Annotated in this window: 11 protein-coding genes and 2 pseudogenes; 8 read left to right on the forward strand and 5 right to left on the reverse strand. The window is 59.4% G+C overall.

Features of this window, described 5'->3' with window-relative positions:
* Positions 1-9: 9 nt before the first annotated feature.
* The 5 genes and pseudogenes from ACDZ94_RS02210 to ACDZ94_RS02230 form a co-directional block, all read left to right on the forward strand.
* Positions 10-2574, forward strand: coding sequence for a TonB-dependent receptor (locus tag ACDZ94_RS02210; RefSeq protein WP_432751007.1), 2565 nt, complete (start codon positions 10-12; stop codon positions 2572-2574).
* Between the two features lie 138 nt (positions 2575-2712).
* Positions 2713-3321, forward strand: coding sequence for a biliverdin-producing heme oxygenase (locus tag ACDZ94_RS02215; protein ID WP_432751008.1), 609 nt, complete (start codon positions 2713-2715; stop codon positions 3319-3321).
* A gap of 169 nt (positions 3322-3490) precedes the next feature.
* A complete protein-coding gene (locus ACDZ94_RS02220; protein WP_262666201.1) occupies positions 3491-3892 on the forward strand; it encodes a YbaN family protein in 402 nt (133 codons plus the stop codon).
* Positions 3893-4172: 280 nt separating this feature from the next.
* A pseudogene (locus ACDZ94_RS02225) lies at positions 4173-5264 on the forward strand (chemotaxis protein); the annotation flags it as partial.
* Positions 5265-5645: 381 nt separating this feature from the next.
* Positions 5646-6170, forward strand: a pseudogene (locus tag ACDZ94_RS02230) (methyl-accepting chemotaxis protein); the annotation flags it as partial.
* Between the two features lie 139 nt (positions 6171-6309).
* On the opposite strand, the gene ACDZ94_RS02235 reads toward ACDZ94_RS02230, so the two are convergent.
* Entirely contained in the window at positions 6310-6873 is a 564-nt protein-coding gene (locus ACDZ94_RS02235) for an NAD(P)H nitroreductase (RefSeq protein WP_262666202.1), read from the reverse strand.
* 139 nt (positions 6874-7012) lie between these two features.
* On the opposite strand from ACDZ94_RS02235, the gene ACDZ94_RS02240 reads away from it, so the two are divergent.
* The 3 genes from ACDZ94_RS02240 to ACDZ94_RS02250 are packed head-to-tail and all read left to right on the forward strand — an operon-like array spanning position 7013 to position 10648.
* Positions 7013-8452 carry a di-heme oxidoredictase family protein gene (locus ACDZ94_RS02240; protein ID WP_432751009.1) on the forward strand — a complete coding sequence of 480 codons (1440 nt, stop codon included), beginning with the start codon at positions 7013-7015 and terminating at the stop codon, positions 8450-8452.
* 31 nt (positions 8453-8483) lie between these two features.
* Positions 8484-9548 (forward strand): imelysin family protein, encoded by a 1065-nt coding sequence (locus tag ACDZ94_RS02245; RefSeq protein ID WP_064453975.1) that lies wholly within the window; start codon positions 8484-8486, stop codon positions 9546-9548.
* 2 nt (positions 9549-9550) lie between these two features.
* A complete protein-coding gene (locus ACDZ94_RS02250; protein WP_432751480.1) occupies positions 9551-10648 on the forward strand; it encodes a DUF1513 domain-containing protein in 1098 nt (365 codons plus the stop codon).
* A gap of 53 nt (positions 10649-10701) precedes the next feature.
* Here the strand turns inward: ACDZ94_RS02250 and ACDZ94_RS02255 are convergent, their stop codons facing one another.
* From ACDZ94_RS02255 to ACDZ94_RS02270, 4 genes are all read right to left on the reverse strand, one after another.
* Positions 10702-12252: an alginate O-acetyltransferase AlgX-related protein gene (locus ACDZ94_RS02255; protein ID WP_432751010.1), complete on the reverse strand. Its 1551-nt coding sequence runs from the start codon at positions 12250-12252 to the stop codon at positions 10702-10704.
* A gap of 11 nt (positions 12253-12263) precedes the next feature.
* The gene (locus ACDZ94_RS02260) at positions 12264-13583 is read right to left on the reverse strand and encodes an MBOAT family O-acyltransferase (protein ID WP_432751011.1); all 1320 of its coding nucleotides are present in this window, start codon (positions 13581-13583) and stop codon (positions 12264-12266) included.
* A gap of 620 nt (positions 13584-14203) precedes the next feature.
* The gene (locus ACDZ94_RS02265; RefSeq protein ID WP_053257809.1) at positions 14204-14431 is read right to left on the reverse strand and encodes a hypothetical protein; all 228 of its coding nucleotides are present in this window, start codon (positions 14429-14431) and stop codon (positions 14204-14206) included.
* Positions 14428-15147: a lipopolysaccharide kinase InaA family protein gene (locus ACDZ94_RS02270; protein ID WP_064453979.1), complete on the reverse strand. Its 720-nt coding sequence runs from the start codon at positions 15145-15147 to the stop codon at positions 14428-14430. The genes ACDZ94_RS02265 and ACDZ94_RS02270 overlap by 4 nt, the downstream gene beginning before the upstream one ends.
* Between the last annotated feature and the right edge of the window lies 1 nt (position 15148).

The following is a 15148-nucleotide window of genomic DNA, read 5'->3' on the forward strand; positions in this document are numbered from 1 at the left end:
GCGCTCTCGATGTACTCTCGTTTCAACCGCCGGTCTTCTTCGCCCGTCCTGTCCTTGCTGACCGCTGCCCTCCTGCTGGCCAGCGCGCCGGCCATGGCCGCCACCGCCGCCGAACCTGCCGCGCGCAGTCACGGCAATTACAGTTTCAGCATTGAGCAGCAACCTCTGGTTTCGGCATTGAATGCCTTTACCGCCGTGACCGGCTGGCAAGTCGGCCTGCCCGCGGAGTTGGGCCAGGGCGTATCGTCCCCCGGCGTGCGCGGTGCACTGTCGCCGGAAAAAGCCCTGGACCGGCTGTTGGTGGGGACCAACCTGAGCTATCGCAAACTGGGCAATAACACCATCGTTCTGGAGAAACGTGCGGCGGGCAGCGTGCTCAACCTGCAACAGGTGACCATCAGCGCCACCCGTAACGAGCAGGACGTCAGCAGCGTGCCAAGCACCGTCACTGTTCAGGATCGCAAGGCGCTGGACCGCCAGAACGTCAACACCATCCGTGAACTGGTGCGCTACGAGCCCAACGTGTCGGTCGGCGGCGCAGGCACCCGCGCCAGCAACGCGGGCTACAACATTCGTGGCATCGACGGCGACCGCATCCTCACTCAGGTAGACGGTGTGGAAGTGCCGGACAACTTCTTCAACGGCCCCTACGCCAAGACGCGCCGCAACTACGTCGACCCGGAAATCGTCAAGCGCGTGGAAATCCTCCGTGGCCCGGCCTCGGCCCTCTACGGCAGCAGCGCGATCGGCGGCGCAGTGAGTTACTTCACCCTCGATCCGGACGACATCATCAAGCCCGGCCAGGACGTCGGCGCCCGCCTGAAAACCGGCTACAGCTCCGCCGACGACAGTTGGCTGACCTCCGGCACCGTCGCCGGCCGCGTGCAGGACGTCGACGGCCTGCTGCACCTGAGCCAGCGCAATGGCCATGAAATGGAATCCTACGACGGCAACAACGCCACCGGCCTGGCCCGCACCGGGGCGAACCCGGAGGATGCGCGCACCACCAATATCCTCGCCAAGTTGGGCTGGAACTACGGTGACGACAATCGCCTGGGCCTGACCTACGAGAAGTTCAAGGACGATCGCGACGTTAACTTGAAGAATGCCGTGGGCGGACCGTTCATCGGTGGTCGTGGGATGAATCTGTACCGCGCCCGCTCAGGCAACGACACCATCACCCGTGAGCGCTTCGGCCTGGAAAACACCTTTGCCCTCGAGTCGCCGGTTGCCGATCGCATCAAGACCAGCCTGAACTACCAGATCGCCAAGACCGACCAGACCACCGCCGAAATCTACCAGGCGGGTCGTCGCGTATTACGCACCCGTGACACGCTTTACGAAGAAAAGCAGTGGGTCTTCGACGCGCAACTGGACAAGGCTTTCAGCATCGGTGAAACCGATCACCAGGTGACCTATGGCACCACACTCAAACAGCAAAAAGTGACCGGCTCCCGCGAAGGTTCAGCCTCCTGCCTCGCCGTTGGCTCGGGTTGCACGGCCGTCGGCGCCCCAAGCCCCATGGCCGGCGACAGCGTGAAAAAGTCCAGCGACTTCCCGGACCCGACCATCAACACCTACTCGCTGTTTGCGCAGGATCAGATCACCTGGAACAAATGGACCTTCCTGCCCGCCGTGCGCTACGACTACACCCAGCTCAAACCCAAGCTGACCCAGGAATTCCTCAACACCGTCGATCCTAACCGGATCTACGATCACAGCAATGCGGAAAAAACCTGGCACCGTGTCACCCCTAAATTCGGCCTGACCTACGCGCTGACCGATCACTACACCTGGTTCGGCCAATACGCTGAAGGCTTCCGCACACCGTCGGCCAAAGCCTTGTATGGCCGCTTTGAAAACTTGAATGAGGGCTACACCGTCGAGCCCAACCCGAATCTCAAGCCTGAGAGCAGTAAAGGCGTGGAAACCGGGATTCGTGGCAACTTCGACGAAGGTTCGTTCGATATCGCTGTGTTTTACAACAAGTACCGCGACTTCATCGACGAGGACGCCTCGGTTGCCGGCGGCACCGTGCAACAGTTCGAAGCCAACAACATCAAGCACGCCACCATCAAGGGCATTGAAGCCAAAGGTCGCCTGAACCTCGACGCCTTCGGCGCACCGCAAGGCCTCTACACCCAAGGCTCGGTTGGCTACACCTACGGCCGCAACGACGACAACGGCGAGCCGCTCAACAGCGTCAACCCACTTAAAGGCGTATTCGGCCTGGGTTACGAGCAAGAGCAATACGGTGCGTTGGTCAGCTGGACGCTGGTCAAGAAACAGAATCGCGTCGACAGCACCACCTTCCACGCACCTGATGGCAGCACCAGTGCCCCGTTCAAAACGCCTGGCTTCGGCATCGTCGACCTGACCGGCTACTACAAAGTTACCAACGACGTGACCATCAACGGCGGCCTCTACAACCTCACCGACAAGAAATACTGGAACTGGGATGACGTGCGCAGCTACGACGGTGTCGGCGAAGCGGGTGTTACAGCGCCTGCCAACCTCGATCGCCTGACCCAGCCCGGCCGCAACTTTGCGATCAACCTGATCTGGGACATCTGACCACGTCCTCCTTACCTCGCCACGATTAAACAGCGGCGAGGTGAGGATTTTTTACTGTGCCGCGTCTTCTTGTTCGTCTAGTTGATAACCGCTCTCTTTAGGGCACCCAGGCGCTACTCTTCTCAAGGACTTTTTTCGATGACCGCTTCCCCTACCGCAGAACGCCCAAGCCTGCGCTCCCAGCGCCTGAACCAGATCACTCACGCGCCGCACACCCAGCTCGATGCGCTGGTCAAAGCCCACGCCCCGTTCGAAACCCAAGCCAACTTCGCCCGCTTCGTGGTCGCGCAATACCTGTTCCAATCAGAATTGGTAGCCCTGTACAACGACCCCGAGTTGATCAAGATCGTCCCGGACCTGGCCGAGCGCTGCCGCGCCGATGCCGCCAAGCTGGACCTCGGAGACCTCGACACTGAAGTGCCAGCACCGGTCGCCGGCGCCGTGAAAAACCCGAGCAAGGCCGAAGCCCTGGGTTGGCTGTTCGTGTCCGAAGGTTCCAAGCTGGACGCTGCGTTCCTGATCAAGCGCGCCGTAGGCCTGGGCCTGAGCGAAACCTTCGGGGCCCGCCACCTCGGCGAGCCGGCCGGCGGTCGCGCCGAAGGCTGGAAGCGTTTCACCCGCACCCTCGACGGCCTGGCGTTCAGCGCAGAAGAAGAAGCCGCGGTCGAAAAAGGTGCGATCGATGCGTTTGTGCGCTTCACCGTGTTGCTGGAACAGGCGTACGCTACGGCCCCTGAACTGGCGTAAATACGCCGGTAGAAACCGGTTCAATGTGGGAGCTGGCTTGCCTGCGATGGCGGTGGGCCAGCCCCCGATGTGCAGGCAGGCAGTCCGCTATCGCAGGCAAGCCAGCTCCCACATTTGAGCGCATTTCAGTTCGGATAATGTGTAACCCTCTCACCAGATAAGCGTCACCATGACCGGCAAAACCCAAGCCACCTCAAAAATCGCGCAGATCCTCTTCGGCCTGCTGGCCTACGTCAGCCTGGGCATTGGGTTGGTGGCGATTGTCATACCGGGTTTGCCCACCACCGAATTCATCCTGCTGGCCGCCTGGGCCGCAACCAAAAGCTCGCCGCGCTTGAGTGCCTGGCTGGAAAACCACCGGCTGTTCGGGCCGATTCTGTTCAACTGGCGCAACGGCAAGATCATCGCGCGCAGGGCCAAAGTCAGCGCCACTGTGAGCATGTTGCTATGTGCCGGTTTGATGCTGGTGATGCTCGACCACGGCTGGCCGATCTACCTGGCAATTGCCGGGATGAGCCTGGGCAACCTGTGGATCTGGTCACGCCCGGAACGGCTTGCAACCCCCGTATAACGCCGCGTTCAAGCTTTTGCCTACCGCTCATCGCCTCCGCCTCATGAAACATCACGTTACGCCGATGTTCCGGACATAGCGCCGAATGGACTTGGCTCGCCCTGCTTGCTTTCTAACAAGTCCAATCGCGAGTGAACCTATGTTCGACACCCTCTCCATCCGCTTGAAAATAGTGCTGCTGTCGGGCCTTTGCCTCCTGGGGGTGATCGCGCTGATCGTCGGCATCAACCTTTACGAGGCCGACCAGAACAACCGACTGGTCAGCGAATCAAGCTCGCGAATGCTCACCAACAGTGTGCAGAACCTGTTGCAGGCCAAGGCCGCTGAACAGGCCGTACAACTGCAAAAAACCTTCGGCGAAAGCCTGGTCGTCGTCACCGCGCTGGCCGACCAGATCAAGGGCCTGCGCAACACGGCCGCCAAGCGCGGGCTGGACGCGAGTGCCCTGCGTGAAGAACTCAACCAGAGCCTCAAGACCGCCTTCGAGCGCAACAGCAAAGTGCTGGGTATCTGGCTGTCGTTCGAACCCAACGCCCTGGATGGCAAGGACAGCGAGTTCGTCGACGACAAAGCCCGCGTTTCCAACGAAAAAGGTCGCTTCTCCAGCTACTGGAGCCGCGCTGGCGGCGATGGCCTGAACACCGTGATGGTCGAAGACGACCTGATCAAGACCACGCCCAATCTCAGCGGTACGCCCTACAACATCTGGTACACCTGCCCACGAGACACGCGCACTGTGTGCCTGCTGGACCCGTACGCCGACGAAGTCGCCGGCAAGCAGGTGCTGATGACCACCATTTCGCTACCGTTAATCGTGGACGGTAAAGTCATCGGTGTGGTGGGCATCGACCTGGCCTTGAATGCCCTGCAAGCCGCCACGGACGCGGCGCAAAAAGACCTGTTCAACGGTGCCGGCTACCTGGAAATCCTCTCCAGCACCGGTTTGATTGCGGCATTCAGTGGCCAACCGGACAAGGTCGGCAAAAACCTGATCGACACCATTGGCGCCGAAGGCAAAGACATCGTGCAACTGCTGGCCAGTGAAACCCGCATGATCCGCGAACAGGACGACACGATTCGCGCCGTGTACCCGGTGAAACCCATTGCCGATGCAAAATCCTGGGGTGTGGTCATCAAACTGCCGAAAGAAGTGATGCTGGCCGACGCACTGAAACTGCAAGGGATACTCGACAAGGCCCAAAACGCCTCCACGCTCAAAGCGCTGCTGGTCGGCGCGGCCGCCGCCTTGCTCGGCTTGCTATTGATCTGGCTGACTGCCACCGGCGTCACCCGCCCCATCAATACCGTCGCCGCCATGCTCAAGAACATCGCCAGCGGCGAAGGTGACCTCACCCAGCGCCTGAGCTATGCCAAGAAAGACGAATTGGGCGAGCTGGCAAACTGGTTCAACCGCTTCCTCGACAAGCTGCAGCCGACCATCGCACAGATCAAGCAAAGCATCACCGAAGCACGTGGCACGGCAGATCAGTCTTCAGCCATCGCGCGCCAGACCAGCGAAGGCATGCAGGTGCAGTTCCGCGAAATCGACCAGGTCGCCACCGCCTCCAATGAAATGAGCGCTACCGCCCATGAAGTGGCCAACAGCGCCTCCAACGCCGCCAGCGCGGCGCGCGGGGCGGATCAGTCGGCGCGTGATGGCATGTCGATCATTGAACAGAGCACCCGTGATATCACCACCCTCGCCGACGAAGTCAGCAAAGCGGTGAGTGAAGTCGAAGCCCTGGCGGTGAACAGCGAGCAGATCGGCTCGGTGCTGGAAGTGATCCGCAGCATTGCCGAGCAGACCAACCTGCTGGCACTCAACGCCGCCATCGAAGCCGCGCGCGCCGGGGAAAGCGGGCGTGGCTTTGCGGTGGTGGCCGACGAAGTGCGCAACCTGGCCAAACGTACCCAGGATTCGGTGGAAGAGATTCGCCTGGTGATCGAACGCATCCAGAGCGGAACGCGGGGCGTGGTAGCGACTATGCATTCCAGCCAACACCAGGCCCAGAGCAATGCCGGGCAGATCCATCAAGCGGCGCAAGCGTTAGGCAAGATCAGCGATGCGGTGACAGTAATCAGCGACATGAACCTGCAAATCGCCAGCGCCGCCGAACAACAGAGCGCTGTGGCCGAAGAGGTCAATCGCAACGTTTCGGCAATCCGCACCGTGACCGAAACCCTCACCAGCCAGGCCACCGAGTCGGCGGCCATCAGCAGCCAACTGAACGCGTTAGCCAGCCAGCAGATGAAGTTGATGGATCAGTTCAAGGTGTAACGCCTGACTTGAAAATGATGATGAGCAAATGTGGGAGCGGGCTTGCTCGCGAATGCGGTGTGACAGTCACTGGATGTATTGACTGATCCACCGCTTTCGCGAGCAAGCCCGCTCCCACATAAAGCAGATCTGCGCTTTCTTACAGACCAGTCCAGGCTGTAACAAACGGCGCCAGGTCTTCTTTCGGCGCAGTGCGCGGCGGGTTCTGCGGGGTGCCCAGGTAGAGGAAGCCAATCACTTCCTCATCTGCCGTCAGCCCCAGGCCTTTGGCGACGTGAGCCGAGTAGGACAATTCACCGGTGCGCCACACGGCACCAATCCCCTGAGCGTACGCCGCCAGCAGAATGCCGTGGGCCGCACAGGCGGCCGCCAGCAGTTGTTCGGACTTCGGCACTTTGAAGTGTTCTTGCAAACGGGCAATCACCACAACGACCAGCGGTGCGCGCAATGGGCCGTTCTGGGCCTTGTCGATGGCGGCTTGCGGCGCGTCGGCGTCCTGCAGTCGCGCGGCTTCGGCCAGCAGCGTGCCCATTTGCTCCCGGGCCGCGCCTTCCACGGTCAGAAAACGCCATGGGCGCAGTTGGCCATGGTCGGGCGCGCGCATGGCGGCGGCGAACAGCACGTCGCGCTGCTCCTGGGTCGGTGCCGGTTCCAGCAAACGCGGCACGGAAACACGGTTGAGCAAAGCGTCGAGAGCCTGCATTGGCCACCTCCAGATAAAAATGTGCGGCCATTCTAGCGGTAATGAATCGGAATCCACCAAACGATAATTGCTCTTATTCAATCCGCCCTGCCCTGTTAGACTTTGCGGCCTTATTTTCCGCCTTCGTTCAGGGAATTCGATGTTCCGTTCGTTTCTTCGCCTGTGCGCAACATTGATGGCCTTGAGCCTGACTGCTTGCGATGACGCCCCACGCTTCACCAAGGCTGAGCCCGGTGAAGCGCGAGCTGGCGGCGCGACGACGGTCAACAAGCGCGACCAGAACGCGTTTTCCCTGCCCTCGGCCAACCTTGCACCCAGCCGCCGCCTGGACTTCAGCGTCGGCAACAGCTTCTTTCGCAGCCCCTGGGTGATTGCGCCGTCCACCACCACTGCGCGCGATGGCCTGGGCCCGCTGTTCAACACCAACGCCTGCCAGAACTGCCATATCAAGGATGGCCGTGGTCACCCGCCGCTGCTCGATGCGCCCAATGCGGTGTCGATGCTGGTGCGCCTGTCGATCCCCGCGCCTACCTCAGACCTGCCGGCCTACGCCAAGCTCATTGAACAGATCGGCGTGGTGCCAGAGCCGGTGTACGGCGGGCAACTGCAAGACATGGCGGTGCCGGGCGTAGCCCCCGAAGGCAAGGTGCGGGTCAACTACACGCCCGTCAACGTGACGTTCAAGGACGGCACGCAGGTCGAGTTGCGCAAGCCCGCCCTGCAAATCACCCAGCTCGGCTACGGTCCGATGCACCCGGATACACTGTTCTCGGCGCGAATCGCCCCGCCGATGATCGGCCTGGGCCTGCTCGAAGCGATCAGCGACGCCGACATTCTGAAAAACACCGACCCGAACACCGCCGACAAAGACGCCATCGTCGGCCGAGCCAACCAGGTCTGGGATGACGCCCGGCACACCACCGTCCTCGGGCGTTTTGGCTGGAAAGCCGGGCAACCCAACCTCAATCAACAGAATGTTCACGCGTTCTCCGGTGACATGGGCCTCACCACGTCGCTCAGACCCTTCGATGACTGCACCGACGCGCAAGTCGCCTGCAAACAGGCCCCTAACGGCAATGGCCCCGACGGCGAGCCGGAAGTCAGCGATAACATCCTGCGCCTGGTGCTGTTCTACACCCGCAACCTCGCCGTGCCGGTACGCCGTGGCGTCAACACGCCGCAGGTGCTGGCCGGGAAAAACCTGTTCTACCAGGCCGGTTGCCAGGGTTGTCATAAGCCAACGTTCACCACGGCCGCCAACGCTGCCGAACCCGAGCTGGCCAACCAAGTCATTCGCCCCTACAGCGACCTGCTGTTGCACGACATGGGCGAAGGCCTGGCCGACCACCGCAGCGAATTCAAGGCCAGTGGCCGCGACTGGCGCACACCGCCGTTGTGGGGCATTGGCCTGACGCAAACCGTCAGTGGCCACACTCAGTTTTTGCATGACGGCCGCGCCCGCAATCTGCTTGAAGCCGTGCTCTGGCATGGCGGCGAAGCGCAGGCGGCGCAGCAGCATGTGTTGTCCTTTAATGCCGAGCAGCGGGCTGCGTTGCTGGCGTTCCTGAATTCTCTATAAGCTTTGCCCCACTTACCGAAGGGAGCTCGACATGTTTCGTCCCAAGTTGTTGTTCACCAGCCTGGCCGCCCTCGCACTCGGCGCCTGCTCGCCTCAGGACCCGCAAGCCGTGACCTCGGCGGCCATCGCCAAGCAAGTGATCCTGCCGACCTACAGCCGCTGGGTTGACGCCGACCGCCAACTGGCCGTCAGCGCCCTTGCCTACTGCCAGGGCAAGGAAAGCCTGGAGACCGCCCGTGCCGACTTCCTCCACGCGCAAAAAGCCTGGGCCGAGTTGCAACCGCTGCTGATCGGCCCACTGGCCGAGGGCAACCGTTCGTGGCAGGTGCAGTTCTGGCCGGACAAGAAAAACCTGGTGGGTCGCCAGGTCGAGCAACTGGTCACCGCCCAGCCGCAGATCGACGCCGCCGCCTTGGCCAAGTCCAGTGTCGTGGTGCAGGGCCTTTCGGCCTATGAATACATCCTCTACGACGCCAGGACTGACGTCGCCGACGAAACCCAGAAAGCCCGCTACTGCCCGCTGCTGGTCGCCATCGGCGAGCGCCAGAAGGCCCTGGCCGAAGAGATCCTGGCCAGTTGGAACAGCACCGACGGCATGCTTGCGCAGATGACCAAGTTTCCGAACCAGCGCTACGCTGATTCCCATGAAGCCATCGCCGACCTGCTGCGCGCGCAAGTGACAGCACTGGACACCCTGAAGAAAAAACTCGGCACGCCAATGGGTCGCCAGACCAAAGGCATCCCGCAACCGTTCCAGGCCGATGCCTGGCGCAGCCAGTCGTCCCTGCAAAGCCTGCAGGCCAGCCTCGCGGCGGCCCAGACCGTGTGGGTCGGTGTCGACAACAAAGGCCTGCGTGGCTTGTTGCCGTCGGAGCAGAAGCCGTTGGCCGACAAGATCGACGCCGCCTATGCCGCGTCCCTGAAACTGTTCGCCGGCAACCCGCGCACCCTCAATGAACTGTTGGCCGACGATGCCGGGCGCCAGCAGCTCAACGATATTTACGACAGCCTCAACGTCGTCCATCGCCTGCACGAAGGCGAGTTGGCCAAAGCGCTGGGCATCCAACTGGGCTTTAACGCCAACGACGGTGACTGATGATGCTCAGGCGACAGGCTTTGGCGGTTGGCAGCGTGCTGCTCAGTGCGATCACGCTGGGTGGCTGGACGCTGTTCAAGCAAAAGGACAAAGGGCCGCTGCTGCTGTCGGCGCGCGATGATGCGGACGGCAAGCACTACGCCGTAGGCTATCGCCTGGACGGCAAGCAGGTGTTTGCCACGCAGGTTGGCCAGCGCTGCCACGACATCATCAACCACCCGACGCTGTCGATTGCGCTGTTCGTCGCCCGTCGCCCGGGCACCGAAAGTTACCTGATCGACCTGCGTGATGGCGCGCTCCTGCAAACCATCACGTCGAACGCCCATCGCCACTTTTATGGCCATGCGGTCATTCACAAAAGCGGCAACTGGCTGTACGCAACCGAGAACGACACCTCCGATCCGGGCCTCGGCCTGCTTGGCGTGTACACGTTCGAAGGCGAGCGACTGGTACACAGCGGCGAAATTTCCACCCATGGTATCGGCCCGCATCAGGTGTCATGGATGCCCGACGGCGAAACCCTGGTGGTGGCCAACGGCGGCATTCGCACCGAAGCCGAAAGCCGTGTGGAGATGAACCTCAACGCCATGGAGCCGAGCCTGGTGTTGATGCGCCGCGATGGCAGCCTGATCAGCAAGGAAACCCTCGACCAGCAGATGAACAGCGTGCGCCATATGGGGATTGCCAGCGATGGCACGATCCTCACCGGGCAGCAGTTCATGGGGCCTTCCCAGGAGCGTTCCGAGTTGCTCGCGATCAAGCGCCCGGGGCAGCCGTTCGTGGCGTTCCCGGTGGCCGATGAGCAATTGCAGGCGATGGGGCATTACACCGCGAGTGTCGCAGTGCACAGCGAGCTGCGCCTGGTCGCACTGACCGCGCCACGGGGCAATCGCTTTTTTATCTGGGACATGGACAGCGGTGAGCTGCGCCTGGACGGGCCTTTGCCGGACTGTGCCGGCGTGGGCGCGGTGGCGGATGGGTTCGTCGTCACGTCAGGCCAGGGGCGCTGCCGCTTCTACGATTGCCGCCAGCAGCAGTTGGTCGCCAAGCCACTGGAATTGCCGGCCGGGCTTTGGGATAACCATCTGCACCTGATCTGATCGCCGTCATGCATAGGGCCACGTATGGCCCTATAGCGGTGGCAGCGTCTTTGTTACTTCTTTTTAACTACGTCTGCGTTCACGCCGGTAGCCAGGTTCTTGAGTGAAAACCCTGAGCAGGCAGTGGTGCTGTCGATGTCAAAGCGAACATTGACGACCTGCTCTGTGGTCGGCCAGCCAGGCGCGCCGGACAGGTCCACAGACGTAGTGCCCTGGTTAATAAAGAACCGGGCGCTGTGGCTTTCCATGAACCCTTCAGTGGGCGTGGACCAGAAAATCTGCACAGGCGTGAGTTTTTCCGCTGGGTTGAAGCATTCTGCATCGAAGGTCAACTGATGCGACTTTGAACCCGTGGCCTGTGGGGCCATGGTGAACACGATGAAAGGGTCCGGGCCAGTAATGTCATAGCGCCCTGCCGTTTTCGTGGTTTTGACGTCGTTGATCAGCGAGACCGTGCCCTTGGCGGACGGCACAAACTCATCGCTATTGGGCGACATCGCATACAGCTCAGGCGGCGAAACGAACAAGCCGATTCGCGACCCGCGCTCTACCACGGAATACACAACGTAGTCAGGTTTGAAGCGCTCAACCAATTTGGTCAGGCTGTCACTGTCGAGGGCATCGTGGTGCACCTGAACCACATTGGAAAAGGTTGCGGCCATGAAGGAAGACATCGCGATGCCATACGAATCGCGCAGCCACAGGACCTTTTTATCATTCAGAGCGTCCTTGGAGACAAACAGCTCAGCGTGATGCGGTGGCTCTGATGGCATATTCTGGCTCGTACCCAGCAATTTCCCCGAGTCGTAGTCGTAACGATCAACCTTGATTTTGTATTTTTCGTCAAAGCTCAGGACAACTCTCTGATCACGCGTCGAGTTTTGCACGCGCTGGAACTTGGCCAAATCACCGCCGCCCTGCGGGAGAATAGAAGCCACTTTACCGTCGGCAGGATCCGGCCAAACTAGCTTCGGCTCAGCTTTGCGCAAGTTATCCGCCAAGGCGGTAAAGGCGATCCAGGCACCCAGGTTGTTCCAGTGAGTGTCGGTCTTGAAGTACAGCGGTGGGTTCTTGTCTTTCGCTGCCAGGAGCGGTGTGAACGCATCGACGTACACCCCTTGCGGAGCAACTTTCAGCAACTGCGCGGTCACAGGGTTGGCCGAATGGGCCGCCCAAGCGGGCAAGAATTCCGGGTAAATGGAATCTTTATCGGGGCCAATCAGCACGCGGTACTGCTTAACGCCGTGGTGTTTGTACCACTTGTCCCACTTGGCCTGCGTGTCCGCGACTTTCTCGACAGTGCTGGCCTCTTGCGGCGTCATACCGGTGCGTTTAACCGAAATAGACTTTATGTAGTCATCGCCCAGGAACAGCCAGCCATCCTTGCCCAGGATCACTTCACCCGGATCGATAGAAACCCCGACCATGCTGTAAAGGCTGCCCAACAACGGCATCGCAAAATCAACGTTATAGAGGAACGAGAGTTCCCACCATTTCACATTTTCATCGGTATGGCCGGGCAAGCGTGTTGCAAGATTGAAGACCGGCGAAATCATCAGGATCAGAAATGCAGAAATGAAAAAGACCGCTATTTTATTTTTCATCACGACACCGATCAAAAGTTAAAATACAAGAAGACGGTGCTGGTCGTCTTCAGGGTGGAATACATGGCAATCGCAAATACCAGCGTCATCCAGATGGTTTTTTTCCAACCAAATGCGCCTTCGACTGTCAACGTGAACGAGTTCTTCATCGGGGTGATAATGAAACCAATCAGAATCATCGCGAAGCAAATCGCGTTCACGGCGATACCCTGTGGAAGCAGGCTCAGCAAGTGATCCGACAGCACGCCGCCCCACGCCAGGTTGGCGGTGGGTATGGCGCTGACCGGTGTACCGGTGATGGAGCCGAAATCAAACATTTTGATAATGATGTTATTCGCGTCCTGCATCGAGGTCGCGCGGAAAAACACCCAGGTGATATTGATAAACAGAAAAGTAACCAGCCAGGCCAGCGGGTTCGGCATGCTCATGCCCAACTGCTTCCAGACTCGATGGATAACCAGTGCACCACCGTGCAACGCGCCCCAGATGACAAACATCCAGCTCGCCCCGTGCCACAGGCCGCCGAGAATGAAGGTCAACATCAGGTTCATGTAGATACGCGGGGATGAACAGCGGTTGCCGCCCAACGGGATATACAGATAATCACGCAGGTAGCGACTCAAGGTCATGTGCCAGCGACGCCAGAAATCCTGGATGTCGAGGGACTTATACGGCGAGTTAAAGTTGATCGGCAGCCAGATATTGAATAACAGCGCCGCGCCGATCGCCATGTCGCAGTAGCCACTGAAGTCAAAATACAATTGGAACGTATACGACAGGCTGGTGGCCCAGGTGCTGTAGAAGTCATGATGAGCGCCGGGTGCATAGCCTGCGTCCGCCCACACCGAGAAGGTGTCTGCCAAAATGACCTTTTTGAACAGGCCCACGCTGAAAATGAAGATGCCCATCAGAATGTTTTTGTGGCGAACAAACAACGTCCAGCGCGATTCAAACTGGGACATCATTTCTTTGTGGTGAAGAATCGGGCCTGCAATCAGATGCGGAAAGAACGTCACAAACAAGGCGTAGTTAATAAAGTCATATTCTTTCGCCTCGCCGCGGTAGCTATCGACCAGGAAAGCGATTTGCGTAAAGGTGTAAAAACTGATGCCCAGTGGCAAGATGATTTGCTCAAACCCGACATGACCACCGGCCAGCGCGTTAAAGTTATCAATCAAAAAGTTTGTGTATTTGAAATAGGCAAGCAACGAAAGGTTTATCGCAATCGCACCGGCCAGCGCCCACTTTTTGGCCCGCGCCGTTTGAAGAGCCTTTGTATACGGCGAGACTAACCAGCCGCCCGCGTAGTTAAAGACAATTGAGCCCAGCAACAGCGGCAGGTAGGCAACACTCCAGTAGCCATAAAAAACAAACTGGCCAATACCAACCAGATCTTCCCGGCTGATACCAACCTGGCTTTATTTAAAAGAAAGTACACGGCAAACACTATTGGCAAATACACCAATATGAATATAGAAGAGCTAAAAATCATTGACCCACCCCAAAAAAAACAAAACTTGCAGTTAAAGACCACTGCGTTCCAACCCTCATAAGAGCCGCAGGTACCTATTCTTCATGTTTACCACTGCAAGCGTTCATCTTGAGCTATTAACGTTCATCAAAATTCACCCGTTCCTTCAGCTACCGATATCCGGTCGATTATCCTTCTCCCCCCCTTCTGCAATACGCAAAGCGTCGACAGAAGCCCCAGTCGCTGGAAAAAAGGAGAGCGAAGACACCATAGCGCGCAGGAATTCGAGCGCTTGAAACAGGAAAATTCCGACACGCCTGTCAGACATTTCCTAAGGGCTCCCTGCACCAATGCACGCTAGAGGCGTCAATTTTCAAACAAGGTGAGTCATTGGAACGGACGTCTTTCGGCGGGTATCTGCGCGTTCAGTAACGTAAAAGGCCCCGCAGTGCGGGGCCTTTTACGTTGGCTGTGATGTATTCAACTCTGCGGTCTCATCCCTTGGGACATCCCGAACATGAATAACAGCAAATCATGATCAGGCTTGACCGCCACACTGGCCTTGGCAACACGTGGTAACAGACATTGCCCGCTACCCTGCACCGCGCTCAGCACTTGTGTGCGAGGTTGTTCCCACGCAGCCAGCGCCAGGGCTGCAATACCCAACGCGCCGACCAGGAACAAACCTCGTGCTATTTCTAGCTTCATCTGGTTAAACCCTTGATAGCGCTGCCAAACGCCGTCTCGTAAAAGTAGCTGAGTTTTTCCCAGTCGGTACTGCTCCACGACGAATGGCGCCGCAGTTGCAGCATGTCATGGGAAGCCGCCCGATAAGCGGTCAAACGCTGGCGGCACTTTTCGAAATCCAGCAGCGCCACTTCCACATTGGCCGAGTCGCCCTCGCCAGTCACCCGTACAAAGATGTGTTTGATGTACAGGCAACCATGCTGCCAGCGGCCCTTGTGCATGCGTGCCAGGGTGTAGGCCAACTCCTTGAGCACGCGTTCGTGAACCAACTCGCCGTACTGCTCGCGGCCACCGGCGGCGTACCAGTTTTCGATTTCATCGAATCCGTCTAATGACGCGGTCACCAACAGCGCTTTCCACTGGTGCTCCGGATCACGGCGCGCGCCGCAGAACACCAGTTCCGGTACGCGTACATCCAACGAGCGCAGGCCCTTCAGGGCATCGCGCTCGCGCAACACGGTCGGACGTCCAAACGGGTGGAGCCAACTGCGGTAGATGTGCCCGGTCTGGCGCTTGCTGTAGAGCAAGCGGCCATTAGGGCTGATCACCCGTTGCACACCACTTTCCCCCCCACGTCGACGGTTGGGCTCCTCGACCCACTCGCCCCGTTGGCGCCAGAAATAATCAAATCGCTCTTCGGGAGCTACGTGACTGCCTGATACGCACTCAACTGCCATC

Origin of the sequence: Pseudomonas sp. UBT, assembly GCF_050915955.1 — a bacterium.
Classification (GTDB): domain Bacteria; phylum Pseudomonadota; class Gammaproteobacteria; order Pseudomonadales; family Pseudomonadaceae; genus Aquipseudomonas; species Aquipseudomonas antarctica_A.